Source organism: Devosia sp. 67-54, from assembly GCF_001899075.1.
Lineage (GTDB): Bacteria > Pseudomonadota > Alphaproteobacteria > Rhizobiales > Devosiaceae > Devosia_A.
Genome location: NZ_MKVA01000002.1, coordinates 123,374 through 149,765, shown reverse-complemented (window position 1 = coordinate 149,765; position 26,392 = coordinate 123,374). Strand labels below are relative to the sequence as shown.

Genomic DNA, 26,392 nt, shown 5'->3' with positions numbered 1-26,392 from the left:
CCTTTGCGACCATAAGCCCACCGACTGCGCGCTCCGGGAAACCGGGGCGTGTTTGGTTTTGTGTCAAAACCGCAGCTCGAGGCTCCGCCGGACCCGCAAATCCGGCCCCGCAAGTCCGTGGCCTGGCCATGGCGCCACAGAGCGCGATCATGGAAAGGCCGGCCGATGCGCCGGAACATAGATGAATTTCGCAGTGATCAAGACCGGCGGCAAACAATACAAGGTGGCCGCCAATGACGTGGTGAAGGTCGAAAAGCTCGACGCCGAGCCCGGCGACGTGGTGACCTTCGCCGAGGTGCTGATGGTGGGCAATGGCGACGACGTCACCGTCGGCGCGCCGCTGGTCGAGGGCGCCTCGGTCGCCGGCCATCTGGTGCAGACCAAGAAGTCGCGCACCGTCATCATCCAGAAGAAGCATCGCCGCCAGCATTTCGACCGCCGCAACGGCCACCGCCAGATCCTGGCCACCGTGCGCATCGGCGAGATCCTCGTGGGCGGCGCCAAGACCACGCTGACCGCCGACGACAAGCTCAAGGCGCGCCACGCCGCGCTGCTCGGCTCGGTCGCCGAGGCTCCGGCCAGGAAGGCGGCCGCCAAGCCCGCGCCCGCCAAGGCCAAGGCGCCCAAGGCCGAAGCGGCGCCCGCCGCCGAGCCCAAGGCCGCCCCGAAGGCCAAAAAGACCGAGGCCACGGCTGAAACCAAGGCCGAAGCCGGCTTCACCGACGACGTGTCGCTGATCTCCGGCGTCGGCGCCACGCTGACCAAGAAGCTCGCCGCCGCCGGCGTCACCTCGCTGACCCAGATCGCCGCCTGGAGCGACGCCGACCTCAAGAAATACGACGAGGAACTGGCGCTCCACGGCCGCGCCGAACGCGACGAATGGGTGCAGCAGGCCAAGGACCTCGTCGCCGGCAAGCCGCCGCGCGCCAAGGTCGACCAGGAACATGCTGCGGCCGACAAGGCCAAGAAGTAAGGAGCTCGAGCAATGGCACACAAGAAAGCAGGCGGCTCGTCCCGCAATGGTCGCGATACCGCTGGCCGTCGTCTCGGCGTCAAGAAGTTCGGCGGCGAAGCTGTGATCGCCGGCAACATCATTATCCGTCAACGCGGCACCCAATGGCACCCCGGCTCGGGCGTGGGCATTGGCGTCGACCACACGATTTTCGCCACGGTCGACGGCACCGTCTCCTTCAAAACCCGAGCCAGCAAGCGATCCACCGTGTCGGTACTCCCGCACATGGACGCCGCTGAATAACCCGGTAGGATCAAAACCCCCTGCCGGAGACAAGCTCCCCGGCACGGCATCACCGCCAGGCAAAGTTCCAAGGGGAGCCGGTTTCCGGTTCCCCTTTCGCTTTGAGGGCAGTGAAATGCGGTTGTATCTCTCGTCTGAACGTCTGGGTGCGCGCGCCGGCGCCCTGCTCGACCTGCTCGGCGCCCCGGCCGCGGACAGCGTCTCCGTCAACGACAACCGTGCCCGCGTCGCCATCATCGCCAACGGCTACGACAATTGCACCCCGCTCGGGCGCGATCCCTACCTCGCCGAGCTCTACGACCCGATCGCCGAGTTCCACCGCCTCGGTCTCGTGCCCGAAGAACTCGATCTGCGCGCCTATTTCGGCGATCCGCAGAGCCTGAGGCAGCGGCTGGCCGCCTTCGGCCTCGTCTGGGTCATGGGCGGCAACAGTTTCATCCTGCGCCGCGCCATGCGGCAATCGGGGTTCGACGGCGTCATCCGCGACCTGCTGGCGGCCGACGCCATCGCCTATGGCGGCTATGCCGCGGGCGCCGTCGTCGCCGGTCCCAGCCTGCGCGGCCTCGAGCTGATGGACGATCCCTGGGAAGTTCCGCCCGGCTATGACGAGCCGCTGATCTGGACCGGGCTCGGCCTGACTGCCTTCGCCATCGTGCCGCATTTTCGCTCGCGCCACCCCGAGGCGGCGTCGGCCGAGAAAGTGGTGTCCTATATGCGGGCCCGGCGAACTCGGTTCAGGGCCATCTCGGATGGCGAAGTGATCGTGCGTATTGGCAAGCTTGAGAGACTGGCATCATGAAGAAGACCAGGGGAAACGCCGCCATCATCGAGGCCGAGCGGCCGGCCTACCATCAGGGCGGCACCGACCGCGCCATCGCCCAGCTCGCCGAAGCCACGCACCGCCTCACCATGCGCCGCGCCCGCGACGTGCTGCCCGGCAAGATCGAGACCCGGCGCCTGGTGCTGCGCGCGCCCATCCGCGGCGACGTGCCCGACCTCGTGCGCCTCGCCGACAACCGCAATGTCGCGAGCAGGCTCGCCCGCATGCCGAGCCCCTATACCCGGGCCGACGCGGTGGGCTTCATCGAGATCTACGCGCAGCGCCCCGACGAGCGGCCCTATGCCATCACCCTCGACGGCCATCTGATCGGCGTCGTCGGCTTCTCCTTCCACGAGGGAGAGCCGCCCGAGCTCGGCTATTGGCTGGGCGAGCCGCATTGGGGCCAGGGCCTGATGACCGAGGCTGCCCGCGCCCTGATCGACGCGGCTCAGCGCACTCATTCTTACGACCGCATCGTCGCGCGCGCTCTGGCCGACAACGCCGCCTCGCTCAACGTGCTCGGCAAGCTCGGCTTCGTGCGCACCGGCCGCAAGCCGAGGAAATCCGAGCCGGCGGACAGGCAGATCGTCATGCTCGAGCTCGTGAGGCCCAGATGGATGTAGAGCTCCGCTCCCGGCGCCTGCTGCTGCGCCAGCCGCGCCCGGCCGATGCCCCCCGCATCGCGCACTTCCTCAACAATCTCAGGGTCTCGGGCAACCTCGCCCGGGTCCCCTACCCCTATCATCTGTCCGACGCCGAAGCCTGGCTCGCCACCTGGCGCCCCGATCGGCCGGCCGGCGAGACCGGCTTTTCCATCGAGCTGCCCGGCGAGGGGCTGATCGGCCATTGCGGCTTTCACCTCGGCCAGGCCGGCGCCCCCGAGATCGGCTATTGGCTGGCCGAGCCGTTCTGGAACCGCGGCTTCATGACCGAGGCCGCCGCCCGCATCCTCGACTGGTATTTCGACATCACCGGCGCCGACGACATCGCCTCGGGCGTCTTCGCCTTCAACAAGGCGTCGCTGATGGTGCAGACCAAGCTCGGCTTCACCCAGGTGGGCACCGGCACGCTGCATTGCCTTGCGCGCCACGAGGACCTGCGCCATATCGACACCCGATTGACGCGCACCCGCTGGCTCGACCGGCAGGGGCTCGCACCCGCCGGGGAAGCGCTATGAAATTTCTCGACCAGGCCAAGGTCTATGTCCGCTCCGGCGACGGCGGTGCCGGCGCGGTCAGCTTCCTGCGCGAGAAATTCGTCGAGTTCGGCGGCCCCAATGGCGGCAATGGCGGCCGCGGCGGCGACGTGATCGTCACCTGCGTCGACGGGCTCAACACTCTCATCGACTATCGCTACCAGCAGCATTTCAAGGCCAGCACCGGCCAGCACGGCATGGGCAAGGACCGGCACGGCGGCAAGGGCAAGGACGTGGTGCTGCGCGTCCCCGTCGGCACCCAGATCTTCGAGGACGACAACGAGACGCTGATCGCCGATTTCACCGAAGTGGGCCAGACCATGACCCTGCTTTCGGGCGGCAATGGCGGCTTCGGCAATGCCCATTTCAAGACCTCGTCCAACCAGGCGCCGCGCCACGCCAACCCCGGCCAGGAGGGCACCGAAAAGTGGATCTGGCTCCGGCTGAAGCTGATCGCCGACGCCGGGCTGGTCGGCCTGCCCAACGCCGGCAAGTCGACCTTCCTCGCCGCGGTCTCGGCCGCCAAGCCGAAGATCGCCGACTACCCCTTCACCACGCTGCACCCCAATCTGGGCGTCGTCCGCATCGGCGAGCGCGATTTCGTTCTGGCCGACATCCCCGGCCTGATCGAGGGCGCGCATGAAGGCGCCGGCATCGGCGACCGCTTCCTCGGCCATGTCGAGCGCACCGGCGTCCTCATCCACCTGATCGACGGCACCCAGGATGACGTGAAGGCGGCCTACAGGATCATCCGCGCCGAGCTCGCCGCCTATGACGAGCAGCTCGCCGAAAAGCCCGAGATCGTGGTGCTCAACAAGATCGACGCGCTCGATCCCGCGACAACCAGACAGAAAGTCACGGCGCTGAAGCGCCTGAGCAAGACCGATGTCCTCGCCTGTTCCGGCGTCACCGGACAGGGCGTCGAGCAGGTTCTATATCGCGTTATCTCTAGCCTCGACGCGGCCAAGGCCGAGGCCGCGGAGGCGGTGCGCCGCCAGACTTCGCCCGACTGGACGCCTTGATGGCCGACGCCCTCGCCCCCTATCATCGGCTCACGGTCAAGATCGGCTCGGCCACCATCGTCGACAGCGCCAACGGCAAGGTGCGCGGCGACTGGCTGGCGGCGCTGGCCGAAGATCTCGCCGGCCTCAAGGCGCGGGGCGTCTCGGTGGTCGTCGTCTCCTCCGGCGCCATTGCGCTCGGCCGCGGCCTGCTCGGGCTCAGCGCCACCTCGCTGACCCTCGAGCAGCAGCAGGCCGCCGCCAGCGCCGGGCAGATCGCCCTCAGCCAGGCCTGGGCCGAAAGCCTCGGCCGCCACGGCGTCGTCACCGGACAGATTCTCATAACACCCAATATCACCGAGGAACGACGCTATTTCCTCAATGCCCGGACGACGATTTCGACCCTGCTCTCGCTGGGCGCCATCCCGATCATCAACGAAAACGACTCCGTCGCCACCGCCGAAATCCGCTACGGCGACAACGATCGCCTGAGCGCCCGCGTCGCCACCATGATCGAGGCCGACTGCCTGGTGCTGCTCTCCGACATCGACGGCCTCTACACCGCGCCGCCCGGCAAGGACCCGACGGCGCGGCACCTGCCCTTTGTGCCGGCGATCACGCCCGACATCGAGGCCATGGCCGGCGGCGCCGCGAGCCATCTGAGCCGCGGCGGCATGACCACCAAGATTGAGGCGGGCAAGATCGCGACCCTCGCCGGCACCGCCATGATCATCGCCCGCGGCACCGGCCTGCACCCGCTCCGCGCGCTCCAGGACGGCGGTACCCACACGCTGTTCGCCGCCGCCGAATCGCGGGCCCAGGCGCGCAAGCGCTGGATCATGGGCACGCTCGATCTGCAGGGCCAGATCTGGGTCGACGCCGGCGCCGTGCGCGCCTTGCTCGATGGCAAGAGCCTGCTGCCCATCGGCGTCACCCGCGTTACCGGAGAGTTCGTGCGCGGCGACGCGGTCGCGGTGCTCGCCCCCGACGGCCGCGAGATCGCCCGCGGCCTCGTCGGCCTCGACCGCGAGGAGGCCGATCTGGTCAAGGGCAAGAATTCCCGCGCCGCCGCCGAGATCCTGGGGCTTCACGCGCGGGCGGAACTGGTCCACCGTGACAATCTGGTGGTGCTGATGGGGGCGGAAGCGAGGCCGGCATGAACGCGATCGATCCAGACCTGCACCAGGTGATGGCGGCCATCGGCCGGCGCGCCCGCGCCGCCGCCGCCACCCTGGCCTTCGCCCCGACCGAGGCCAAGAATCTGGCGCTCATCGCCGCTGCCGATGCCGTGCTCGCCGGGAGCGAGGCCATTCTCGCCGCCAACGCCGAGGACATCGCAGCCGCAAAAGAACGCGGTATCTCGCCGGCTTTCCTCGACCGGCTGACCCTGACCGAGGCGCGGATCGCCGCCATCGCTGCCGGCCTGCGCGACATCGCCGCTTTGCCCGACCCGGTCGGCGCCGTGATGGCGAGTTGGACCCGGCCCAACGGCCTCGAGATTTCGCGTGTCCGCACCCCGCTCGGCGTCATCGGCGTGATCTTCGAGAGCCGCCCCAACGTCACCGCCGACGCCGGCGCGCTGACGCTCAAATCCGGCAATGCCGTGATCCTGCGCGGCGGCTCGGATTCGGCCCGCAGCTCGCGCGCCATCCACGCCGGCCTGCTCGCGGGGCTGGAGGCCGCCGGCCTGCCGGCCGATGCCATCCAGCTCGTCCCCACCACCGACCGCGCCGCGGTCGGCGAGATGCTGCGCGGCCTCGACGGCAATATCGACGTCATCGTGCCGCGCGGCGGCAAGACCCTCGTCGCCCGCGTCGAAGAGGAAGCGCGGGTGCCGGTGTTCGCCCATCTCGAGGGCATCTGCCACACCTATGTCGACAAAGGCGCCGAGCTGGTGATGGCCGTCAACGTCGTCGTCAACGCCAAAATGCGCCGTCCCGGTGTCTGCGGCGCCACCGAGACGCTGCTGCTGCACCGCGACGTGGTCGCCACCCACCTCAAGCCCATCGCCGACGCCCTCATCGCCCGCGGCTGCGAAATTCGCGGCGACGATACGGTGCGGCGCCTCATCCCCGAGGCCATTCCCGCCACCGAAGAGGACTGGCGCACCGAATATGAAGCCCCGATCCTTTCGGTCAAGGTAGTTGACGATGTTGGCGCCGCCATCGCCCACATCAACCGTTACGGCTCGCACCACACCGAAGCGATCCTCAGCGAGAACGAGGCGAACATCGCCCGCTTTTTCACCGAGACAGACAGCGCCATTCTCATCCTGAATGCCTCCACCCAATACGCCGACGGCGGCGAGTTCGGTTTCGGCGGCGAAATCGGCATCGCCACCGGCAAGTTCCACGCGCGCGGCCCGGTGGGGCTCGAACAGCTCTGCTCGTTCAAGTACCTGGTCCGCGGCAACGGGCAGACCCGCCCCTGATGGCGCCGCCCGATCGCTTGCAGGTCCCGCATGCCGAGCCGGGCATGCGCATCGGCCTCTTCGGCGGCAGCTTCAACCCGCCGCACGAGGGCCATCGCCTCGTCGCGCTGCAATGCCTCAAGCGCCTGCGGCTCGACCGCGTCTGGGTTCTGGTGTCCCCTGGCAATCCCCTGAAAGATCACGCGGAATTGGCACCGCTCGAAACCCGCATCGAGCAAACCGCCAAGATGATGGACGATCCGCGGCTGGTGGTGACCGGGTTCGAGGCAGCCCATCATTTCGCCTACACCTACCAGACCGTCCGCTATCTGCATGAGACCCATCCGGGCGTCCGCTTCGTCTGGATGATGGGGGCCGACAGCCTTGCCGGCTTCGACCGCTGGGAGCATTGGCAAAGGATCGCCGACACCATGCCGATGGCGATCTATGCCCGGCCCGGCTCGGCCCTGCGCGCCACGAAATCGCCGGCGGCGGCGACGCTCGACCATGCCCGCGTCGCCGAAAAAGACGCGGCCCGGCTGGCCGACACGCCGGCGCCCGCCTGGGTCTACCTGCGCGGGATGATGTCCAGCGCGTCCTCCACAGCCCTGCGGCGCGCGCGAGCGAAGGCCCCCGCGGCGGAGTAAGCTCTTTCGACCGGACGCCGTCTCGTGCAGACTGCCGCTTTGGGGATTCGATGCTGCGCCACGCCACGCCATTGCTGCTGCTCCTGGCTCTCGCCGGCCCTGCCGGCGCGCAGGACAGCTTCGGGGTGGGCGGCAGCGGCGGCAGCATCGCGACCGTCACCACCACGCGCACGCCGCCCGGCTTCGCCGACGAGTTCGCCGGCGCCAACGTGCTGAGCGGCGTCAATATCCGCGCCACGCCGGAGTCCGGAGCGCCGATCCTCGGCACGCTGCAGCCCGGCGGTACGGTGCTGGCCCGCTGCCAGCGCGGCTGGTGCCAATTGCAGGACGGCGGCTATGTCGGCCAGCGCTTCCTGAGCTTCGATGCCTCGGACAGTTTCGAGGTGGCACCGCCGGCGACCACCGAGGCGACGCTCGACACCACCACCATCCTCGACGCCCCGCAGGGCTCGCCGAGCACGCTGTCGCTGGCGCCGCCGGCTGCACCCGACGGCGTCGCCGGGACCTTCGACGGCGCCTGGGTCGTCACCAGCGATCCGACGCAGCAGGAGGTGCCGCTCACGCTGGCGCAGTCGGGCAATGCCGTGACCGGGACGCTGAAGAGCGACAAGCGCACCACCACGCTCACCGGCGAGGTGCAGGGCACGCAATTGACGTTTACCTACCAGATGGCCGACGCCAAGGGCAAAGCCGTGGCCTCGGGCAATGGCTATCTGACCCTGGGCAAGCAGGGGCAATCGCTGAAGGGCGTGCTGATGCTCAACGGGCTGGTGGTCGCCAACCTCGACGCCAGGCGCTGAGCGCCGTCATCGCGGTGAGACCTTCGCCTTGCACAATCGCCCGCGAATCCCCATTATCAGCCGTGGCCCCAGGCCACCGAAGGGACTGAAGACCATCGCACACGCGACTGCATCGCTCCCAATTTCGCAAGGAATGCTGAAACCCGCATGACTCATGCACGCGCATGGGCAGAGGCCAGATGATGGCTGCATCGCCCAAGAAACTGGCCCCGGCGCCAGAGCCAACCCCCGAACCCAAGATGATCGACGTCGTTCTGCACACCCTCGAGGACGCCAAGGCGGAGGAGACGGTAGCCATTGATATCGCTGGCAAATCCTCGCTTGCCGACAATATGGTGGTGACCTCCGGCCGCTCCAACCGGCACGTCAGCGCGATTGCCGACCAGCTGATAAAGTCGTTGCGTGACAATGGTTTCGGCAAGCCGCGCATCGAGGGGCTGCCGCATGCCGACTGGGTGCTGGTGGACGCCGGCGACGTGATCGTCCACATCTTCCGCCCGGAGGTCCGGGAGTTCTACAATATCGAGAAGATGTGGCAGGCGGATTTCGCCGCCGACGCGCGCTAACCGATTGTGCGCATTAGCATTTTCGCCGTCGGCCGGATGAAGCAGGGGCCGGAGCGCGAGCTCGTGGCGCGCTATCTCGGCCGCGCCGCGGCCAGCGGCAAGGCCCTGGGACTGACCGGTTTTGCGGTGACCGAACTGGCCGAGTCCCGCGCCTCGTCCACCATGGCGCGCCGGAGCGATGAGGCACGTGCACTACGTGACATTGTGTCAGGTTCTCGCGCGCTGATAGCGCTGGACGAACGCGGCACTGTCATGGGCTCGGCCGAATTCGCCGCCCGGCTGGGCCGCTGGCGCGACGACGGCGCCGAAACGGCCGGCTTCGTCATCGGCGGCGCCGACGGCCTCGACCCCGCCTTCGTCAAAGAGGCGAACCTCAGCCTCAGCTTTTCGCCCCTGACCTGGCCGCACCAATTGGTGCGCATCATGCTGGCCGAACAGCTCTACCGGGCGACGACCATCCTCAGCGGCCACCCCTATCACCGCGAATAGATCACGCCGGAGCCATCCAAAAGCCAAAGAACTCGGGCTTAACCCCCTTGGCTGCTAGGATTTGCGCGGCTGATTCGATGCTTTCGCGGGGCTCAATGAGGGATCGCGTCCTCTGGACGATGGCGATGCTGCTGGGGGTGGCGCTGACCGCGCCGGCGCTGGCGCAATCGTCGGCCTCGTCGCCCGCCTCGACCGACCCGGCGCCATCGGCCGACCACGCGCCGGTCGGCACGGGGGTGCCCACCTGGATCCAGGAAAAGACCACCGACAGCGCCACTCAGCTCAAGGAGCTCGAGGCCTCGCTCAGCCTCAGCAAGGACAAGTCGGACAAGCTCAAGGCCGACATCGAGGCGATGAAGGGCGACCGCGAAAAGCAGAACGCCGCTTTGATCGCCGCCGCCGCCCGGGTGAAGGCGGCCGAGACCGAGATCGCCGCGGTGCAGACCAAGATCGGCGACCTGATCGTGCAGGAGCTCGACACCCGCGGCCGGCTCGACGGCGCCGACGCCTCGATCTCCAACGTGCTGGCCGCGCTCGAGCGCATCTCCAAGGACCCGCCGCCGGCCATCATCGTCGACCCCTCCGACGCGCTCGGCTCGGCGCGCAGCGCGCTGCTGATCTCGGCCATCCTGCCGCAGCTCAAGGCCAGGGCCGACCAGGTGACGGCGGATCTGAAACACCTGACCGAGATCAAGACGGCGGCGCAGGCCGAGGAGGCCAACCTCAAGGCCAATTTCGACGTGCTCGAGGAAGAGCAGCTGCGCATCGCCACGCTGATCCAGGCGCAGAAGCAGAACGAGCAGACCGCCACCGCGACGCTGGCCGAAGAGCAGAAGCAGGCAGCCGAAATGGCCGACAAGGCGGCGCAGCTGAAGCAGCTCATCGCCGATCTCGGCCGGCAGGCGCAGGCGGTGGCGGTGGCCGCCGACGCCACCGCCACGGCCAATGCCGGCGGCAAAACGCCCAAGCTCGATAACGACACTGTGAAGCTGGCGCTGGCCAACACCGCCCGGCAGCAGCCCGCGGTGCCGTTCGCCGCGGCGCGCGGCTTTCTCGATTTTCCCGTGACGCGGGGCGTCAACGTCGTCAATTTCGGCGACGGCGACGGCTTCGGCGGCGTGTCCGACGGCGTGTCGGTGGTGACCAATGCCGAGGCGCCGGTGCGCGCGCCGGCCGATGGCTGGGTGCTCTATACCGGCAACTACCTCAATTACGGCCAAATCGTCATTCTTGATGCCGGGCAGGACTACACCATCCTGCTGGCGGGCATGGCGCGCGTCGACGTGAAACCCGGCCAGTTCGTGCTCATGGGCAACCCGGTCGGCGTCATGGGGTCACGGACAATTGGCCGGACCGTTGCCACCAGCGCTGGCGCGCAGAGGCCGACGCTTTATATTGAGATGCGAAACAAGAACGTGCCCATCGATCCGACCGGCTGGTGGGCGTCCTCCGACAACCCGACCCAAAGTGGATAGACCCTGATGCGTCTGACCGTTACGCGCGTCGCCCTCGCCGCGCTCCTCGTGGCGATGCCGCCTGCCCTCTACGCCTTCGCGCAGGACCAGGCGCCCTCCAGCGCGCCGAGCAGCGCCGCACCCGCGAGCGCGCCATCGAGCGCCCCATCGAGCACGCCGTCGAGCGCCGAGCCCGCGGCGCCCAGCTCGGCCCCGGCCGACCAGGCGCCCTCCAGCGAGCCGGCGCCGAGCGCTCCCGACGGCGGCGACGCCGCCAAGCCGGCGAACGACAAGCACCCGCGCACCGACAAGGAGATCTACCAGGATCTCGATTTCTTCGGCCAGGTGTTCGACCGCATCCGCGCCGAATATGTCGACCCGCCGGACGAGCAGGCGCTGATCCGCGCCGCCATCAACGGCATGCTCACCTCGCTCGACCCGCATTCGAGCTACATGGACCCGGCCGAGTTCAACCAGTCGCAGCAGGACACGTCGGGCCAGTTCGGCGGGCTGGGCATCGAGGTCACCATGGAAGAGGGCGTGATCAAGGTGGTCTCGCCCATCGACGACACTCCGGCGCAGAAGGCCGGCATCCTCGCCAACGACTACATCGTCGAGCTCGACGGCAAATCGGTGCAGGGCATTTCGATCGACGACGCCGTGGCCAAGATGAAGGGGCCGGTGGGCACCAAGATCAAGCTGACGGTGATCCGCGAAGGCCAGCAGAAGCCGCTGTATTTCGAGCTGACGCGCGACACCATCGCGCAGCGCGTGGTGAAATGGTCGATGGAGGGCGACGTGGCGGTGCTGCGCCTCTCCCGCTTCACCGAGCAGGCTTATCCCGGCATCAAGAAGGCCATCCAGGACATCTACGACCAGAACAAGGGCGTCGCCCCCAAGGGCATCATCCTCGACCTGCGCAACAACCCGGGCGGCCTCGTCGACCAGGCGGTGTACGTGTCGGACGCCTTCCTCAAGGAAGGCGCGGTGGTGCTGACCCGCGGCCGCAGCGACAGCGAATCGACGCGCTACGACGCCAAGCCCGACGACCTCGACGCCAAGCTGGCCAACGTGCCGCTGATCGTGCTGATCAATGGCGGCTCGGCCTCGGCCGCCGAGATCGTCGCCGGCGCCCTGCAGGACCACAAGCGCGCGACGCTGATCGGCACGCGCTCGTTCGGCAAGGGCTCGGTGCAGTCGATCATCCGCATGGGCGACAATGGCGGCATCCGCCTGACCACGGCGCGCTACTACACGCCCAACAACCGCTCGATCCAGGCGGCCGGCATCCAGCCCGACATCGTCGTCACCGAGAACGTGCCGGACGATCTCAAGGGCCGCGACGAGATCCTCGGCGAAGCGGGCCTCAACGGCCAGATCGGCGGCGGCTCCGCCCCGGCGGCGACCACCGGCTCGTCGGTCTACATCCCGGCCGACAAGAAGGACGACACGCAGCTGCAATACGCCATCAAGCTGATCGACGGCACCGAGAAGAACGACGCCTATCCGCCCAAGGCGGATGGGTAACGATTAGCGGTTGGCCGAACGAGCCGTTGGGCTCGGTCGGACAGAGCGCAAGGGAAGCCTCGGTTGGCCGAGCGAGACGGTGGGGTTGGTGGGGACTGAAGCAAAGGTGCTTGCGGCCCCCACCCCCGTCCCCTCCCCGCAAGGGGGAGGGGGGCGATGGAGCCGCGGGCCTGATGGTGCAGTCGGGCTCCCCCGGGCGCGGAGGTGGGGGCGATGGGGCCGCGAGCACGGGGGTGCAGTCGGGCTCCCCCCGGGCGCGGAGGTGGGGGCGATGGGGCCGCGAGCACGGGGGTGCAGTCGGGCTCCCCTCCCCCTTGCGGGGAGGGGTGGGGGTGGGGGCCGCAGGCACCGTGTCCCGGCGCGTTCCCCCGACCACCCGACGGGTGGGGCGACCTGTGGTATCGATACGGGACGCCGGCGGATTGATTCGGCGTTCCAGACGTAAAGGGGCTCGATGGCGGACGACCTCAGCGCACCTCTGGGCCGCAAGCGCGGCGAGCGCAAGCGGCGGCTGAAGCTGTCGGCCGACCGCCTGCCGCTGGCCCGCATCGCCTTCGGCCTGGCCGCCCTTGTGCTGCTCGGCGTGGTGGCGCGCATCGTCTTCGTCAACGACCCGAACGGCGGCCGGCCGGTGGCCGACATCGGCATCAATTCCGCCCGCAACGCCAATTCGCTGGCGGCGACGCTGTCGACCGGCGCCAGCCAGGCGACCATCACCGCCGGCCCGGAAATCCCCGTTCCCGGCGCCGCCGCACCGACCGCGAGCGCCGCCACGCCAGCGGCGGCCGGCCCCGAGGCGCAACAGCCGGTCGACGCCGCCAGCGCCAGTGCGCTGGGACTGGTGCCGGACCTGCTGGAGCAATCCGAGCACGGCGCCATTCCGCGCATGTCGGCCACCGGCGAGACGCCGTTCGAGGCCTATGCGCCGCCCATGACCGTGCCGCCCGGCAGCGACGGCAAGCCGATGATCGCCGTGGTGGTGACCGGCCTCGGGCTCAACAGCACCGGCACCCAGAGCGCCATCGGCTCGCTGCCCGGCGGCGTGACGCTGGCCTTCGCGCCCTATGGCAAGGGCCTCGCCAGCGCCGTGGGCAGCGCCCGCGCCGCCGGCCACGAGGTGCTGCTGGAAGTGCCGCTGGAGCCGTTCGACTATCCCGACAGCGACCCCGGCCCCGACACGCTGCTGACCGGCCAGGCGCCGCGCGACAACCTCAACCGGCTGTTCACGGTGCTGGGCAAGTTCGGCGGCTATGTCGGCGTCATCAACCACATGGGCGCCCGCTTCACCGCCTCGACCACCGATTTCGGGCCGGTGATGGAAGAGCTGGGCGCCCGCGGCCTCGGCTATCTCGACGACGGCTCGTCGGCCCGCTCGGTGGCACAGCAGCTCGCCGCCGCCAACGCCGTGCCGTTCGGCAAGGCCGAATTGGCGCTCGACCAGCAGCCGGCGCGCCAGCCCATCCTCGACCAGCTCAAGGCGCTCGAAGGCCGCGCCAGCGCCAACGGCAGCGCCATCGGCGTGATCTCGGCGCTGCCGGTGTCCATCGACACGCTTGCCGAATGGAGCCGGACGGTTCAGGACAGGGGCTTCACCCTGGTTCCCGTCTCCGTCCTGATGCACAAATCCACATGACCCGACCCGACCGCGAAAGCATGCCCTACCGCGACTGCGTGGGGACCGCCGTCTTCAACGACAGGGGGCTGGTGTTCATCGGCCGCCGCAAGCCCGAGGACGACCCCGAGGCCTCCGAGGTGCACGGCTCGCCCTGGCAGATGCCGCAGGGCGGCATCGACAAGGGCGAACGCCCCGCCGACACGGCGCTGCGCGAGCTGTTCGAGGAGACCTCGATCCGCTCGGTGGAACTGCTCGCCGAGGCCCCCGACTGGATCACCTACGACGTGCCCGACGACGTGCTGGGCAAGGCGCTCAAGGGCAAATATCGCGGCCAGCGCCAGCGCTGGTTCGCCTTCCGCTTCACCGGAGACGAGAGCGAGATCGACGTCGCCGACCCCGGCGACGGCTCCATGCCGGCCGAGTTCGACATCTGGCGCTGGGAGGAGCTCGACGCCCTCCCCGACCTGATCGTGCCGTTCAAGCGCGAGGCCTATCGCAAGGTGGTCGACGCCTTCCGCGACATTCCGCAGCGGCTGCGCCGCCGGTGAAGAGCATCGGCCTGATCGGCGGCATGAGCTGGGAGTCGACCGCCCACTATTACGCCGTTCTGAATCGCGAGACCGCGGCGCGGCTGGGCGGCCTGCACTCGGCGCCGGTGATCGTCTATTCCGTCGACTTCGCCCCGATCGAGGCGATGCAGCGGCAGGGAGCCTGGGACGCGGCCGGCGCGGAGCTGGCGCGCATCGCGCAGGGGCTCGAGGCGCAGGGCTGCGGCGTCATCGGGCTCGCCACCAACACCATGCACATCTGCGCGCCGCAGATCGAGGCGGCGCTGACGGTGCCGTTCCTGCATATCGCCACGCCCACCGCCAACGCGCTCATCGCCGACGGCATCGTGCGCGTCGGCCTGCTCGGCACCCGCTTCACCATGGAGAAGCGCTTCTATATCGACGTTCTGGAACGGCACGGACTCGAGGTGCTGGTGCCCGATGTCGGTGTCACCAACCTCAACGGCATCATCTACGAGGAGCTGGTGAAGGGCATCGTGCGCGAGGAGTCGCGCCGCCTCTATGTCGACGCCATCGCCCGGTTGCAGGCGCGCGGCGCCGACGCGGTGATCCTGGGCTGCACCGAGATCGGCATGCTGATCGACGACGCCGTGAGCCCGCTGCCGACCTACGACACCACGGCGCTGCACGCCACGGCGCTGGTGGAGGCGGCGCTGAACTAGCTACGCCGCGCGCGCCCGCTGCGCCTCGTCGTCGTCCAGCGTGAACACCTCGACGATGCGGTCGAGCTCGGTGGCCTGCGCTTCCGTCTGCTCGATGGCGGCGTTGGTCTCTTCCACCAGCGCGGCGTTGTGCTGCGTCATCTCGTCGAGCGTGCGCACCGCCGAGCCGACATCGGCGATGGCGGCGGCCTGGTCGCGGCTGGCGGTGGCGATGCCCTCGATCAGGCTGCTCGATTCCCTGGCCGCCTCCAGCATGGCGACGAGCTTCTGCGCCGCCTCGGCGACGAGGCGCGAGCCGCTGCTCACGTCGGCGCCCGACTGCTCGATCAGCCCCTTCACCTCGCTCGAGGCCTGCGCCGCCGATTGCGCCAGCCGGCGCACTTCCACGGCGACGACGGCAAAACCCTTGCCGGCCTCGCCGGCGCGCGCCGCCTCGACCGAGGCGTTGAGCGCCAGCAGGTTGGTCTGGAAGGCGATGTCGTCGATCAGCCCGATGATGTTGGAGATCTTGCCCGACGAGGCGGTGATCCGCTCCATCGCCTCGGTGGCCTTGCTCATCACCAGCCCGCCTTCGGTGGCGGTGGCGCTGACGGCGCGGGCCTTGGCGCTGGCCGCTTCGGCGCGCCGGGCATTGTCGCCGACGGTCGAGCCGAGCTGCTCCATGGCGGCCGAGGTCTCCTCGATGGTCGCCGACTGCTTGGTGGTGCGCTCGGAGAGATCGTTGGCACCGCTGAGCATTTCGCCGGTCGCGGTCTTGAGCTGGCCCGAGGTCGCCCGCAGGCTGCGCACGATGTCGTCGAGCGTGTCGCAGACGCCATTGGTGTCGTCGCGCAATTGCCCGAAGGCGCCCTCGTACTCGCCGCGGACGCGCAGCGTCAGATCGGTGCGCGCCAGCGCCGACAGCACCTCGCCGGTCTCGCTGAGGCCGCGATCGACCGTCTCCACCAGATTGTTGACCGAGCGCGCGAGGCTGTTGAGCTCGGCATCGGGAAATTCGGCGCGCACGCGCCTGCTGAAATCGCCGCGGACGGCCGCGTCGACCACCTCGCCGAAGGCGCGCTGCAGCTTCTGCATCATGGCGCTGCGCTCCTCGGTGCGGCGCTCGGAGGCGACGCGCTCGCTGTCGCTCATTTCTGCGACCTGCCGCGCATTGGCGCGGAACACTTCGACGGCACGCGCCATTTCGCCCAGCTCGTCGCTCTTGCCGGCGCCCTTGATGTCGACGTCGAGGTCGCCGGCCGCCAGCGCGTTCATGCCGGCGGTGAGGCGGGTGATCGGCCGCGTGACGCTGCGCGCGAACAGCCAGCCGAGCAGCGCCACCACCAGCAGCAGGGCGCCGCCGATGCCGGCCATCAGCGCCGTGAGGGTGGCGACCGGGCCGAAGATCTCGGCCTTGTCCATCACCGCCACCACGGCCCAGCTCAGATTTGCCGTGACGTCGGCCGGGGCGGCCGCGGCGATCACCGGATGGCCGCGGAAATCGGCGAGCTCGGTGCTGCCGGGCACGCCGTCGATGGCCGCCTGGATGGTCGGATCGTAGGCCGTCGGCTGCAGCACGTCGCTGCCGGAGGTGAAGCCGGACTCCGAGCGGGCGAGGCCGTCGGCGCCGACGATGATCACGTCGCCGCTCTGGCCCAGCCCCTGGCGGTAGCCGATGACCTTGCTCAGCCCTTCGGGCGCAATCGAGATCGCCATCACCCCGATCTTGGCATCGGTGGCATCGAACAGCGGCGTCGCGAAGAAGGCGAGCGGCATGTTGCCGGCGGCGGCGTAGGGGGCGAAATCGGCGAACAGCAGATCGCCGACCTTGTCGTCGCCGACCGCCGCCTGGAAGAGCTTGCCGAGCGCGCTGCCGGCATATTTGCCGCCACTGCCGGCGCCGAACGGCGTGGCGAAATCGTCGGCCTTGCGCGTGGTGTAGACGAGGTGGCCCTCGAGATCGAACAGATAGAGGTCGTGGTAGCCCTGCTCCTCGATCTGCTCGCGGAACACCGGCTGGTAGTGCGTGTGATTGACCGCATAGGCCGGCGTCAGCCCGACGACCTTGTCGATGTCGATGCGCTTGTCGGGCTCGCCGGTGAGGAACGCGCCCTGGAGCGTGGTGGCGGCGTCGGTGCCCAGGCTCGGATTGTCGAGGCCGCGCCACGCCTTGGCGAAATTGCTGATGGCGAACAGCGTGTTGTCGTTCTTGGCCGTCTTCAGCAGATCGCTTTCGATCGCGCGGATATGGGTGCTGAGCTGGTTGGCGCGCTCGAAGGCGATGGTGTCGAGGTTCTGCCGCGCCTGCGCCACCAGCGCCGACGAGGCGATGAGGTAGGAGGCGATGCCGATGCCGGCCCCGACCACGATGGCCGAGCCGACCAGCGCCAGCGGCAGCTTCAGCGACAGCTTGAGCGACGGAAACAACTTCATGGCGATCCCCCAAGGACTCAGGCCGGCGACGCACCGGACAGCCAAAGAGGAACGATAGGTCAGTAGGGCTAACGATCGGTTATGTACGCACCCCGGCAAGCGGCGACGGCGCCGGAATTCGGTCCACTGCCCGTGTGTCGCATGGGATTGGGCCGCGACGAGGACCACGGGGGGATGGGTGGCGCGGCACGCCGGCCGGTGCTTGCGGCCCCCACCCCCGGCCCCTCCCCGCAAGGGGGAGGGGGGCCCGACTGCCGGTACTGCGATTGTGGCGCCGTTTTTTCGACCACGGTACGGCCGCGGCGCCGGGGGGCGTCTAGAACTCGGACCAGTCGGCCGAGATCGCGGCGTTGCCGTCGCTGAGATAGGCCCTGGCGGCGGCCTTGACGCGCCGGGCCGGGGGAGCGGTCCGGGCCGGCGCTGGTGCGGCGGCGCGCGCCGAGGGTTCGGCGGCGGAAAGGCGGAAGATGTCGACCACGCCGTCGAGCTCGGTGGCCTGCGCCTCGGTCTGCTCGATGGCGGCATTGGTCTCTTCCACCAGCGCCGCATTGTGCTGCGTCATCTCGTCCATCTGCCGCACCGCGACATTGACCTCGGCGATGGCGGAGGCCTGGTCGTGGCTTTCGCGCGCGATGCTTTCGAGCAGGGTGTTGTTGGCGCGCACCGCCTCGAGCATGGCTTCGAGCTTCTGCGCCGCCGACGACACCAGCCGCGAGCCCGACGACACCTCCGTGCTCGACTGCTCGATCAGCGTCTTGACGTCGGCGGAGGCCGACGCGGCGCTTTGCGCCAGCCGGCGGACTTCCACCGCCACCACGGCAAAGCCCTTGCCCGCATCGCCCGCCCGCGCCGCCTCGACCGAGGCGTTGAGGGCGAGGAGGTTGGTCTGGAAGGCGATGTCGTCGATGAGCCCGATGATGTTGGAGATCTTGCCCGACGAGGCGGTGATCCGTTCCATCGCGCCATTGGCCTCGGCCATCACCTTGCCGCCCGCCTCGGCCGCCGCGGTGACGTCGGCCGACGTCCGGCTGGCCTCGGTGGCGCGTTCGGCATTGGCGCGCACCGTGCTCGCCAATTGCTCCATGGCCGCCGAGGTTTCCTCGATGGTGGCCGCCTGCCGGGTGGTGCGTTCGGAAAGATCGTTGGCGCCCGACAGGATTTCGCCGGTGGCGGTGCGCAGATCGCGCGACGTGCCCTTGAGCTTGCCGACGATGCCGGTGAGCTTTTCGGCGACGCCGTTGGTATCCTGCTGCAGCCGCGCGAAGGCGCCGCGATACTGCCCGGTCATGCGCCGCGACAGGTCGGCATTGGCGAGCGCCGCCAGCACCTCGGCGGTTTCGCCGAGGCCGCGATCGACCGTGTCGCACAGGGCGTTCACGCTCTGCGCCAGGCTGTTGAGCTCGACATCGGGGAACGACGTGGCGACGCGCTTGGAGAAGTCGCCGGCGACGGCGGCATCGACCACGTCGCCGAACGCCGCCTGCAGGCCGGCCATCATGTCGGCCCGCGCCTTCTGGTCGGCGATGATGCGCACCGCCTCGGCCTCGGTCATCTGCGCGACCTTCTCGGCATTCTGCCGGAACACTTCGACCGCCCGCGCCATCGCCCCGAGCTCGTCGCGGCGGCCGGCGCCGTCGATGGCGACCGCGAGGTCGCCTTCGGCGAGCTTGCCCATGGTCCGGGTCAGCCGCGTGATCGGCCGGCTGATCGAGGCGCCGACGACATAGAACGCGCCGAGGCCGAGCAGCAGGATCGCCAGCCCGCCGGCGATCAGGATGTTGCGCTGCGCCACGGAGGCCGCGAGCAGCGTCGATTCCGGCACCGCCACCATCACCGTCCAGTCGATGCCGTATTGCGTGAGCGCCACCTGGCGCGAGATCACGCGCCAGTTCTCGCCGGCAACCGGCGTCGTGGCGTGGTAGGCGCCCGCCTGCGCGCCGGCGATGGCGTCCCGGCTGCTGGCATCGTCCGCCGGCTTGCCGAGCAGGCTCGCATCGGAATGCACCACCCAATTGCCGTCGGCATTGATGACGCCGATCCAGCCGGTGCCGAGCGGCTTGGTGGCGCCGATCAGGTCGTTGAACACGCCGCCGTTGAAATCGACGCCGGCAAGGCCGACGCCCTTGCCGCTCGCATCGTGGATGACGGCGGTGGCGGAGGTGTAGAGCGAGCCCTGGTAGAGATAGGGCCCGACCAGCGCCGGCCTGCCCTTGGCCAGCGGATCGAGGAACCAGGTCTTGAAGCCGTTCTCCAGCGACAGATCGAGCGGTCCCCACGAGAACGCCCCGGTCTTGAGGTCGCGCGTGATCGAGGGGCCGAAATAGCCGTCGGGCAGGCCGAAATCCGAGCTCATCAGCGCCGCATTGGCGGCGGTCGGCGCATCCTTGTCGAGCAGCGCCCAGATGCCGATGGCGTTGGGCACCAGCGGCAGCTGCTTTTCGAACAGCGTTCTGTAGGTGTCGTGGCCGATCGCCGGATCGTTGATCATGGTGGCGAGCGTTTCGGCCATGGCGTTGGCCTCGGTCTCGTGCTCCTTGATCACGAGCTCGATGGTGCGCGCCTCGGTTTCGGCGACGCTGTCGAGCAGCTGGTCGGCCGTCTGCAGATCGTGCTGCTGGGTGGAATAGACGACATAGGCAAGCCCGCTGGCCATGGCCAGGACGAAGACGAGCGCCGCGGCGCCGACGATCCTGCCGCGAAGGTTGAGATGAAGCATCGACAATTCTTTCCGCACTGCGCTGGCGGAACGCCCCTGCCGCGGCGGCCGGGGGAAATGCCCCGACCCCGCCGCCCCGTTGCCGGAGGCGGCCGTTTCCGTCGCAAGAGCATTCCCGGTCCGAGCAGATAGCCGGACCGGGTTAAGGCCCGGTCAACGCCGGAGGCGGGGCGGCAGAAAAACCCGGGGGCGCCGCAGCGCCCCCGAAAAGAACAGCGTTCTGCCGGCGGCTCAGAACTCTTCCCAGTCGAGCGCCGCATTGCCGTCGCTGAGATAGGCCTTGGCCGCCTGCTTGACCTTCGCCTGCGGCCGCGCCGGCGAGGGCGAGGGCGCGCGCGCCGCCGGCTTCCTGCTCCCGCTGTCGTCCAGATGGAAGATGGCCACCACCTGGTCGAGCTCGACGGCCTGCGCCTCGGTCTGCTCGATGGCCGCATTGGTCTGTTCGACCAGGGCGGCGTTGTGCTGGGTCATCTCGTCCATCTGCCGCACCGCGGTATTGACCTCGGCGATGGCGGTCGCCTGCTCGCGGCTTTCGAAGGCGATGGATTCGAGCAGGCTGTGGTTGCGCTTGATGGCGTCGAGCATGCCGTTGAGCTTGGCCGCCGCCTCGGAGACGAGGCGCGTGCCGGCCGATACCTCGCTCGCCGACTGCTCGATGAGGCCCTTGATCTCGGACGAGGCCTCCGCCGCCGACTGCGCCAGGCGCCTGACCTCGATGGCGACCACGGCGAAACCCTTGCCGGCCTCGCCGGCCCGCGCCGCCTCGACCGAGGCGTTGAGCGCCAGCAGGTTGGTCTGGAAGGCGATGTCGTCGATGAGCCCGATGATGTTGGAGATCTTGCCCGACGAGGCGGTGATCCGCTCCATCGCCTGGTTGGCCTCGAGCATCACCGCGCCACCCGCGGTGGCCGCGTCGGTGACCGCCGCGGCGTTCTCGGAGGCCGAGCCGGCGCGCTCGGAATTCTTCAGCACGGTGTCGGCGAGCTGTTCCATCGCCGCCGAGGTCTCCTCGATGGTCGCGGCCTGCTTGGTGGTGCGCTCGGAAAGATCGTTGGCGCCGGCGAGGATTTCGCCCGTCGCCGTCTTCAGGTCGAACGAGGTCTTCTGCAGCCGGCCGACGATGCCGGTGAGCTTGTCGGCCACCGCATTGGTGTCCTGCTGCAATTGCGCGAAGGCGCCCTTGTAGCTGCCCTGCATGCGCAGCGACAGATCGGCGGCGGCGAGCGCCGCCAGCACCACGCCGGTTTCCTTGAGGCCGCGATCGGCGGTGTCGACCAGCGCATTGACGCTGCCCGCCAGCGCGTTGAGCTCGCTGTCGGGGAAATTGGCCGCGACGCGCCGCGAGAAATCGCCGGCGATCGCCGCATCGACCACCTGGCCGAACGCCTCCTGCAGCTCGCTCATCATGCGCTGCCGCGCCGCCTGGTCTTCGACGATGCGCCGCGCCTCGTCGTCGGTCATCTGCCGGACCTTGAGCGTGTTGTCGCGGAACACCGCCAGCGCCGCCGCCAGATCGCCCAGCTCGTCGCGCCGGCTGGCGCCGCTGATCTGGGTGTCCACCTGCCCCTCGGCCAGCGCCGTGGAGGCGGCGGTCAGCGCCCTGATCGGCCGCGTCACCCGCCACATCAGGAACAGCGCCAGGCAGGCGAGGCCGACCACGGCGATGCCCATGGCGAGCAGGCCGTTCTGCGTCTGCGCCGCAATGATCGCGGCGCGGCGCAGCGAGATGTCCCACACCATGACCACGGCGCCGACCAGCGCATTGTCCTTGCCGTAGTAGGCCGGATAGGCGGCGTAGTGGTAGTTGCCGGACACCACCGATGCCAGCGCGTTGGTCTTGAGCGCATCGGCGGCGACCCTGGCGGTCGTTTCGGCGAGATCGGCGCGGCCGCCGAAATCGAGCAGCGACTTGCCCTGCGCATCGACGGCGCCGGCGGCGGCGAGGCCGAACTCCGGCTCTTTCTGGTAGTTCTCGAGCGCCGTGGTGACCACGTCCATCTTGGCGAAGCGGACGCTGCCGGCGAATTGCTGCGCCAGCACCTGGATCATCTGATCCTGCTGGTCGCGCAGCGTGTCCTCGACCTGCGACATGTTGCTCAGCGACGAGAGCACCATGGCGAAGGCCACCACCAGAAGGATGGTCGCGGTCACCGGCAGCAGAATGGCCGGGGCGAGGGTCATACGGAGTTTCATGCGCGGCATCCTTCTGGAGTCGTCCCTGGCCTAGAGCTTGCCGACGTCGATACCGGCGGTGATCGAGCCGATCGGCGCGCCCGTTGCCGGATCGGTGACGGTGATCGACACCTGGCTCTGGTAGGTCTGCGTCGACTCGTCCTGCTCGATGTCGCCGATGAAGATCGCGTCGGCGCCAACGCCGAAGCTCTTGCTGAACTTGTCCTCGTCGCCCTGCCAGTAGTCGGAGGTCATGGTCGCCTGCGCGGCGTTGAGGCCCCTGGCGTCGGTGGCGAAGATCTCGGTGATCAGCCCGGCCGATTTCTCGAGCTCGCCGTCGAGGAATTTCGAGGCATCGGTATTGAGCGTGGCGTTGATCAGCGGCTTGTCGGCGGCATCCACCTCGGCCCGCCACTGCGTGTCGAGCGCGTCGATCCTGGCCTGGTCGTAGCCCGAGGTCACCGCGTTCTGGGCGCGGATGGCATCGATCAGCACCGGGTTCTCGGCGATCTGGCGAAGCTGGCCCTTGGCGAGATCGGTGAGCTGCGGCGTGAACTCGTTGTCGGCCGCGAGGGCGGCGCCGGGCAACAGGAGGCCAAGGGCCGCAATAGCGGCGAAAGCGTGCAGGCGGAAAGACATGTCGATGAAGACTCCACGATCCGAGCGGCGCGCGCCCGGCAATTGATTGACGCCCGTGGAGCACTCCGCCGCTGCCGAAAAACCGGCGAGCGAGCGCAGCAGAATGCCCTCCTGGGCAGCTAAAGCGATGCTTTCGGCATCGCCGGATCAAAACATGCATTCCCGGCAGCCACCCTGCCGAGAACGTCGTTAAGTTTGGGTGAAGACCGGGGACGATCAAACAGAAAGGGCGTCCCGGAGGACGCCCTTGTCTGTCGATGCCGAAGAGTCCCGGCGGTCTAGTGGACGGCGGGCGCTCCGGCGGCCTGCGCCTCGACCAGGAGATTGCGCCAGTCGTTGAGCTGGTTGGTCAGCCGGTCCTGCTCGGCGGCGGTGGTCGCCGCTTCGAGCTCGGTCTGGCCCGAGGCGATCAGCGCCTCGATCTCGGTGCGATTGAAATCGGCCACCGGACGCGCGTCCTCGGCGAGAATGGTGAGGCCATTCGGCGCCACGTCGGCGAAGCCGCCGCTGACGTAATAGACATGCGCCACATTGCCGAGGTCGGTGACGGTGATGAAGCCGGGCTTCAGCACCGACATCAGCGGCGCATGCTCGCCGAGCACGGTGAAATAGCCCTCGCTTCCCGGCACGGTGACGGACGCCACCTGCTGGCTGATCACCAGCCGCTCGGGAGAGACGATCTCGATCTTGACGCCGTCGGCCATGTATTTGCCGGTGGATGGTGAATGGTGAATGGTGAATGGTCACCCTCCACACCTGCACCTATCGATCCACCGCTCCTCTATTCACCACTTGCCATTCACCATTCACGGCGCGGCTTACGCCGCCGCCGCGAGCTTCTGCGCCTTCTTGACGGCATCGTCGATGGTGCCGACCATGTAGAACGCCGCTTCGGGGAGGTGGTCGTAGTCGCCGTTCACCAGGCCCTTGAAGCCCTTGATGGTGTCCTCGATGGCGACGAACACGCCCGGCGTGCCGGTGAACGCCTCGGCGACGTGGAACGGCTGGCTCATGAAGCGCTCGACCTTGCGGGCGCGCGCCACGGTGAGCTTGTCCTCTTCGCTCAGCTCGTCCATGCCGAGGATGGCGATGATGTCCTGCAGCGCCTTGTAGCGCTGCAGGATCGCCTGCACGGCACGGGCCACGTCGTAATGCTCCTGGCCGACGATGTTGGCGTCGAGCATGCGCGAGGTCGAATCGAGCGGGTCCACCGCCGGATAGATGCCCTTTTCCGAGATGGCGCGGTTGAGCGTCGTCGTCGAATCGAGGTGGGCGAACGAGGTCGCCGGCGCCGGGTCGGTCAGATCGTCGGCCGGCACGTAGATGGCCTGCACCGAGGTGATCGAGCCCTTGTTGGTGGTGGTGATGCGCTCCTGCAGGGCGCCCATGTCGGTGGCCAGCGTCGGCTGGTAGCCCACCGCCGAAGGGATGCGGCCGAGCAGCGCCGACATCTCGGCGCCCGCCTGGGTGAAGCGGAAGATGTTGTCGACGAAGAACAGCACGTCCTGGCCCTGGTCGCGGAAATGCTCGGCGACGGTGAGGCCCGACAGCGCCACGCGGGCGCGGGCGCCCGGCGGCTCGTTCATCTGGCCGAACACCAGGGCGCACTTCGAGCCGGCGGTCGAGCCGTTGTTCTCGTGCGGGTCCTTGTTCACGCCGGACTCGATCATTTCGTGGTAGAGGTCGTTGCCCTCGCGGGTACGCTCGCCCACGCCGGCGAACACCGAATAGCCGCCATGCGCCTTGGCGACGTTGTTGATCAGCTCCTGGATCAGCACGGTCTTGCCCACGCCGGCGCCGCCGAACAGGCCGATCTTGCCGCCGCGCGCATAGGGGGCGATGAGGTCCACCACCTTGATGCCGGTGACCAGGATCTGCGCTTCCGAGGACTGCTCGGTGAAGGACGGCGCTTCCTGGTGGATGGCGCGGCGCGACGCGGTCTTGACCGGGCCGGCCTCGTCCACCGGCTCGCCGATGACGTTCATGATGCGCCCGAGCGTCTCGTCGCCCACCGGCACCGAGATCGGCGCGCCGGTGTCGACCACTTCGGCGCCGCGCACGAGGCCTTCGGTGGTGTCCATGGCGATGGTGCGCACCGAATTCTCGCCCAGATGCTGCGCCACTTCCAGCACCAGCCGGGCGCCGTTGTTGGTGGTTTCGAGCGCATTGAGAATGGCGGGGAGGTGGCCGTCGAAGGTCACGTCCACCACGGCGCCGATCACCTGGCTCACACGCCCGACGGGCTTGCCTGCTTCTGCCATTTTCTACCTTCCTGTCCGACGCCCTCAGGCGTCAATCAAATCCAAGCGCTTCTCGACGCGTGACAGCCGCTCGTCGAAGCGGTCCATCCGCGCGTTCAGCGCGCCGAGGGAGGTGATGACCTGCCCCGTATTCGTTTCCACCATCGACAGGCGAACCTTGAGGTCCGCCACATCGAACTCGATCTTCTGCAGCGACGCCCGGATGAGCCGAAGCTGTTCCAGCACCAGATTTTCGACTTCGTCAGTCATGGTGACCTCCGTTGCCGTAACATAACATCTAGAGCGCTTCCGCACCCGAGATGATTTCGATCAGTTCCTTGGTGATCTGCGCCTGGCGCTGGCGGTTGTAGACCAGGGTCAGCTTCTTGATCATGTCGCCGGCATTGCGCGTGGCGTTGTCCATGGCGCTCATCTGCGCGCCGAAGAACGACGCGTTGTTCTCGAGCAGCGCCCGGAACACCTGCACCGAAATGTTGCGCGGCAGGAGGTCGTTGAGGATCGCCTCCTCGTCCGGCTCGTAGTCGTAGCTGATCTCGGCCGCGCCGCTCTTGTCGGCCGGCGCGTCGAATTTGGCCGGGATGAGCTGCAGCGCCGTCGGCACCTGGCTGATCACCGATTTGAACTCGGCGAAGAACAGCGTCGCGACGTCGAACTCGCCCGCCGCATACATGTCGAGGATCTTCTGGCCGACCTGCTGCGCGTTGACGTAGCCGAGCTGGCGCACCTCGCGGAAGCTCACCTGCTCGACGATCCTGTCGGCGAAATTGCGCTTGAGGATGTCGAAGCCCTTGCGGCCGACGGTCAGGATCTTGACCGTCTTGCCCTCCTTGATCAGGCGGTTGGCCTCGTCGCGCGCCAGCCGCGCGATCGACGAGTTGAAGCCGCCTGCGAGGCCGCGTTCGCCGGTGGCGACGACCAGCAGATGCACCTGGTCGCGGCCGGTGCCGCCCAGCAGCCGCGGCGCATCGGTCCGGCCGGCATAGGCGGCGCCGAGCGAGGCCAGCACCTGCGTCATGCGCTCGGCATAGGGCCGCGCCGCAACCGCCACCTCCTGCGCCCGGCGCAGCTTGGCGGCGGCCACCATCTGCATGGCCTTGGTGATCTTCTGGGTCGACTTGACCGAGGCGATCCGGTTCTTGAGGTCCTTTAGCGAGGGCATCTCGTTACGGGTCTCTTTGGGTT

At 68.5% G+C, this 26,392-nt stretch carries 25 protein-coding genes; 17 read left to right on the top strand and 8 right to left on the bottom strand.

What is annotated here, in order from left to right; all coding sequences use genetic code 11:
* Positions 1–181 precede the first annotated feature (181 nt).
* The 17 genes from BGO82_RS01475 to BGO82_RS01395 all read left to right on the top strand — a co-directional run bounded on the left by BGO82_RS01475 (position 182) and on the right by BGO82_RS01395 (position 15,010).
* Complete coding sequence (locus BGO82_RS01475; protein WP_291303770.1) at positions 182–973, top strand: 50S ribosomal protein L21; 792 nt, start codon at positions 182–184, stop codon at positions 971–973.
* A gap of 12 nt (positions 974–985) precedes the next feature.
* Complete coding sequence (gene rpmA / locus BGO82_RS01470) at positions 986–1,255, top strand: 50S ribosomal protein L27 (protein WP_291303769.1); 270 nt, start codon at positions 986–988, stop codon at positions 1,253–1,255.
* Positions 1,256–1,370: 115 nt separating this feature from the next.
* Positions 1,371–2,054 carry a Type 1 glutamine amidotransferase-like domain-containing protein gene (locus BGO82_RS01465; RefSeq protein ID WP_291303768.1) on the top strand — a complete coding sequence of 228 codons (684 nt, stop codon included), beginning with the start codon at positions 1,371–1,373 and terminating at the stop codon, positions 2,052–2,054.
* Positions 2,051–2,698: a GNAT family N-acetyltransferase gene (locus BGO82_RS01460; RefSeq protein WP_291303767.1), complete on the top strand. Its 648-nt coding sequence runs from the start codon at positions 2,051–2,053 to the stop codon at positions 2,696–2,698. Before BGO82_RS01465 ends, BGO82_RS01460 begins: the two co-directional genes overlap by 4 nt.
* Complete coding sequence (locus BGO82_RS01455; protein ID WP_291303766.1) at positions 2,689–3,252, top strand: GNAT family N-acetyltransferase; 564 nt, start codon at positions 2,689–2,691, stop codon at positions 3,250–3,252. The genes BGO82_RS01460 and BGO82_RS01455 overlap by 10 nt, the downstream gene beginning before the upstream one ends.
* Complete coding sequence (obgE, locus tag BGO82_RS01450; RefSeq protein ID WP_291303765.1) at positions 3,249–4,292, top strand: GTPase ObgE; 1,044 nt, start codon at positions 3,249–3,251, stop codon at positions 4,290–4,292. Before BGO82_RS01455 ends, obgE begins: the two co-directional genes overlap by 4 nt.
* Positions 4,292–5,431: a glutamate 5-kinase gene (proB, locus tag BGO82_RS01445; protein ID WP_291303764.1), complete on the top strand. Its 1,140-nt coding sequence runs from the start codon at positions 4,292–4,294 to the stop codon at positions 5,429–5,431. The genes obgE and proB overlap by 1 nt, the downstream gene beginning before the upstream one ends.
* A complete protein-coding gene (locus tag BGO82_RS01440; RefSeq protein WP_291303763.1) occupies positions 5,428–6,702 on the top strand; it encodes a glutamate-5-semialdehyde dehydrogenase in 1,275 nt (424 codons plus the stop codon). The genes proB and BGO82_RS01440 overlap by 4 nt, the downstream gene beginning before the upstream one ends.
* On the top strand, positions 6,702–7,328 hold the full coding sequence (locus BGO82_RS01435; protein ID WP_291303762.1) for a nicotinate-nucleotide adenylyltransferase: 627 nt from the start codon (positions 6,702–6,704) through the stop codon (positions 7,326–7,328). The genes BGO82_RS01440 and BGO82_RS01435 overlap by 1 nt, the downstream gene beginning before the upstream one ends.
* 50 nt (positions 7,329–7,378) lie before the next feature.
* Complete coding sequence (locus BGO82_RS01430) at positions 7,379–8,128, top strand: SH3 domain-containing protein (protein ID WP_291303761.1); 750 nt, start codon at positions 7,379–7,381, stop codon at positions 8,126–8,128.
* Between the two features lie 179 nt (positions 8,129–8,307).
* A complete protein-coding gene (gene rsfS / locus BGO82_RS01425) occupies positions 8,308–8,694 on the top strand; it encodes a ribosome silencing factor (protein WP_291303977.1) in 387 nt (128 codons plus the stop codon).
* A 6-nt stretch (positions 8,695–8,700) separates the two neighbouring features.
* On the top strand, positions 8,701–9,183 hold the full coding sequence (gene rlmH, locus BGO82_RS01420) for a 23S rRNA (pseudouridine(1915)-N(3))-methyltransferase RlmH (protein ID WP_291303760.1): 483 nt from the start codon (positions 8,701–8,703) through the stop codon (positions 9,181–9,183).
* Positions 9,184–9,278: 95 nt separating this feature from the next.
* Positions 9,279–10,658 carry a peptidoglycan DD-metalloendopeptidase family protein gene (locus BGO82_RS01415; RefSeq protein WP_291303759.1) on the top strand — a complete coding sequence of 460 codons (1,380 nt, stop codon included), beginning with the start codon at positions 9,279–9,281 and terminating at the stop codon, positions 10,656–10,658.
* 6 nt (positions 10,659–10,664) lie between these two features.
* A complete protein-coding gene (locus BGO82_RS01410) occupies positions 10,665–12,164 on the top strand; it encodes a S41 family peptidase (protein WP_291303758.1) in 1,500 nt (499 codons plus the stop codon).
* A 454-nt stretch (positions 12,165–12,618) separates the two neighbouring features.
* Positions 12,619–13,797, top strand: coding sequence for a divergent polysaccharide deacetylase family protein (locus BGO82_RS01405; RefSeq protein WP_291303757.1), 1,179 nt, complete (start codon positions 12,619–12,621; stop codon positions 13,795–13,797).
* Positions 13,794–14,327, top strand: coding sequence for an RNA pyrophosphohydrolase (locus BGO82_RS01400; protein WP_291303756.1), 534 nt, complete (start codon positions 13,794–13,796; stop codon positions 14,325–14,327). The genes BGO82_RS01405 and BGO82_RS01400 overlap by 4 nt, the downstream gene beginning before the upstream one ends.
* Positions 14,324–15,010, top strand: coding sequence for an aspartate/glutamate racemase family protein (locus BGO82_RS01395; RefSeq protein ID WP_291303755.1), 687 nt, complete (start codon positions 14,324–14,326; stop codon positions 15,008–15,010). Before BGO82_RS01400 ends, BGO82_RS01395 begins: the two co-directional genes overlap by 4 nt.
* Here BGO82_RS01395 and BGO82_RS01390 read toward each other — a convergent pair whose 3' ends face one another.
* The 8 genes from BGO82_RS01390 to BGO82_RS01355 form a co-directional block, all read right to left on the bottom strand.
* Positions 15,011–17,422, bottom strand: coding sequence for a methyl-accepting chemotaxis protein (locus BGO82_RS01390; RefSeq protein ID WP_291303754.1), 2,412 nt, complete (start codon positions 17,420–17,422; stop codon positions 15,011–15,013).
* 316 nt (positions 17,423–17,738) lie between these two features.
* Positions 17,739–20,138 carry a methyl-accepting chemotaxis protein gene (locus BGO82_RS01385; RefSeq protein WP_291303753.1) on the bottom strand — a complete coding sequence of 800 codons (2,400 nt, stop codon included), beginning with the start codon at positions 20,136–20,138 and terminating at the stop codon, positions 17,739–17,741.
* A gap of 231 nt (positions 20,139–20,369) precedes the next feature.
* A complete protein-coding gene (locus BGO82_RS01380; protein WP_291303752.1) occupies positions 20,370–22,331 on the bottom strand; it encodes a methyl-accepting chemotaxis protein in 1,962 nt (653 codons plus the stop codon).
* A gap of 30 nt (positions 22,332–22,361) precedes the next feature.
* Positions 22,362–22,949 (bottom strand): hypothetical protein, encoded by a 588-nt coding sequence (locus BGO82_RS01375; protein ID WP_291303751.1) that lies wholly within the window; start codon positions 22,947–22,949, stop codon positions 22,362–22,364.
* Positions 22,950–23,227: 278 nt separating this feature from the next.
* Positions 23,228–23,653, bottom strand: coding sequence for a F0F1 ATP synthase subunit epsilon (locus BGO82_RS01370; RefSeq protein ID WP_291303750.1), 426 nt, complete (start codon positions 23,651–23,653; stop codon positions 23,228–23,230).
* Between the two features lie 114 nt (positions 23,654–23,767).
* Entirely contained in the window at positions 23,768–25,210 is a 1,443-nt protein-coding gene (gene atpD, locus BGO82_RS01365; protein WP_291303749.1) for a F0F1 ATP synthase subunit beta, read from the bottom strand.
* 24 nt (positions 25,211–25,234) lie between these two features.
* Positions 25,235–25,459 (bottom strand): hypothetical protein, encoded by a 225-nt coding sequence (locus tag BGO82_RS01360; RefSeq protein ID WP_291303748.1) that lies wholly within the window; start codon positions 25,457–25,459, stop codon positions 25,235–25,237.
* Between the two features lie 28 nt (positions 25,460–25,487).
* Positions 25,488–26,369 carry a F0F1 ATP synthase subunit gamma gene (locus BGO82_RS01355; RefSeq protein WP_291303747.1) on the bottom strand — a complete coding sequence of 294 codons (882 nt, stop codon included), beginning with the start codon at positions 26,367–26,369 and terminating at the stop codon, positions 25,488–25,490.
* Between the last annotated feature and the right edge of the window lie 23 nt (positions 26,370–26,392).

Bases quoted from the DNA above. Each gene is read 5' to 3' on its own strand.
- BGO82_RS01475 (WP_291303770.1), top strand. From the start codon at position 182: ATGAATTTCGCAGTGATCAAGACCGGCGGCAAACAATACAAGGTGGCC.
- rpmA (WP_291303769.1), top strand. From the start codon at position 986: ATGGCACACAAGAAAGCAGGCGGCTCGTCCCGCAATGGTCGCGATACC.
- BGO82_RS01465 (WP_291303768.1), top strand. From the start codon at position 1,371: ATGCGGTTGTATCTCTCGTCTGAACGTCTGGGTGCGCGCGCCGGCGCC.
- BGO82_RS01460 (WP_291303767.1), top strand. From the start codon at position 2,051: ATGAAGAAGACCAGGGGAAACGCCGCCATCATCGAGGCCGAGCGGCCG.
- BGO82_RS01455 (WP_291303766.1), top strand. From the start codon at position 2,689: ATGGATGTAGAGCTCCGCTCCCGGCGCCTGCTGCTGCGCCAGCCGCGC.
- obgE (WP_291303765.1), top strand. From the start codon at position 3,249: ATGAAATTTCTCGACCAGGCCAAGGTCTATGTCCGCTCCGGCGACGGC.
- proB (WP_291303764.1), top strand. From the start codon at position 4,292: ATGGCCGACGCCCTCGCCCCCTATCATCGGCTCACGGTCAAGATCGGC.
- BGO82_RS01440 (WP_291303763.1), top strand. From the start codon at position 5,428: ATGAACGCGATCGATCCAGACCTGCACCAGGTGATGGCGGCCATCGGC.
- BGO82_RS01435 (WP_291303762.1), top strand. From the start codon at position 6,702: ATGGCGCCGCCCGATCGCTTGCAGGTCCCGCATGCCGAGCCGGGCATG.
- BGO82_RS01430 (WP_291303761.1), top strand. From the start codon at position 7,379: ATGCTGCGCCACGCCACGCCATTGCTGCTGCTCCTGGCTCTCGCCGGC.
- rsfS (WP_291303977.1), top strand. From the start codon at position 8,308: ATGATGGCTGCATCGCCCAAGAAACTGGCCCCGGCGCCAGAGCCAACC.
- BGO82_RS01415 (WP_291303759.1), top strand. From the start codon at position 9,279: ATGAGGGATCGCGTCCTCTGGACGATGGCGATGCTGCTGGGGGTGGCG.
- BGO82_RS01410 (WP_291303758.1), top strand. From the start codon at position 10,665: ATGCGTCTGACCGTTACGCGCGTCGCCCTCGCCGCGCTCCTCGTGGCG.
- BGO82_RS01405 (WP_291303757.1), top strand. From the start codon at position 12,619: ATGGCGGACGACCTCAGCGCACCTCTGGGCCGCAAGCGCGGCGAGCGC.
- BGO82_RS01400 (WP_291303756.1), top strand. From the start codon at position 13,794: ATGACCCGACCCGACCGCGAAAGCATGCCCTACCGCGACTGCGTGGGG.
- BGO82_RS01390 (WP_291303754.1), bottom strand. From the start codon at position 17,422: ATGAAGTTGTTTCCGTCGCTCAAGCTGTCGCTGAAGCTGCCGCTGGCG.
- BGO82_RS01385 (WP_291303753.1), bottom strand. From the start codon at position 20,138: ATGCTTCATCTCAACCTTCGCGGCAGGATCGTCGGCGCCGCGGCGCTC.
- BGO82_RS01380 (WP_291303752.1), bottom strand. From the start codon at position 22,331: ATGAAACTCCGTATGACCCTCGCCCCGGCCATTCTGCTGCCGGTGACC.
- BGO82_RS01375 (WP_291303751.1), bottom strand. From the start codon at position 22,949: ATGTCTTTCCGCCTGCACGCTTTCGCCGCTATTGCGGCCCTTGGCCTC.
- BGO82_RS01370 (WP_291303750.1), bottom strand. From the start codon at position 23,653: ATGGCCGACGGCGTCAAGATCGAGATCGTCTCTCCCGAGCGGCTGGTG.
- atpD (WP_291303749.1), bottom strand. From the start codon at position 25,210: ATGGCAGAAGCAGGCAAGCCCGTCGGGCGTGTGAGCCAGGTGATCGGC.
- BGO82_RS01360 (WP_291303748.1), bottom strand. From the start codon at position 25,459: ATGACTGACGAAGTCGAAAATCTGGTGCTGGAACAGCTTCGGCTCATC.
- BGO82_RS01355 (WP_291303747.1), bottom strand. From the start codon at position 26,369: ATGCCCTCGCTAAAGGACCTCAAGAACCGGATCGCCTCGGTCAAGTCG.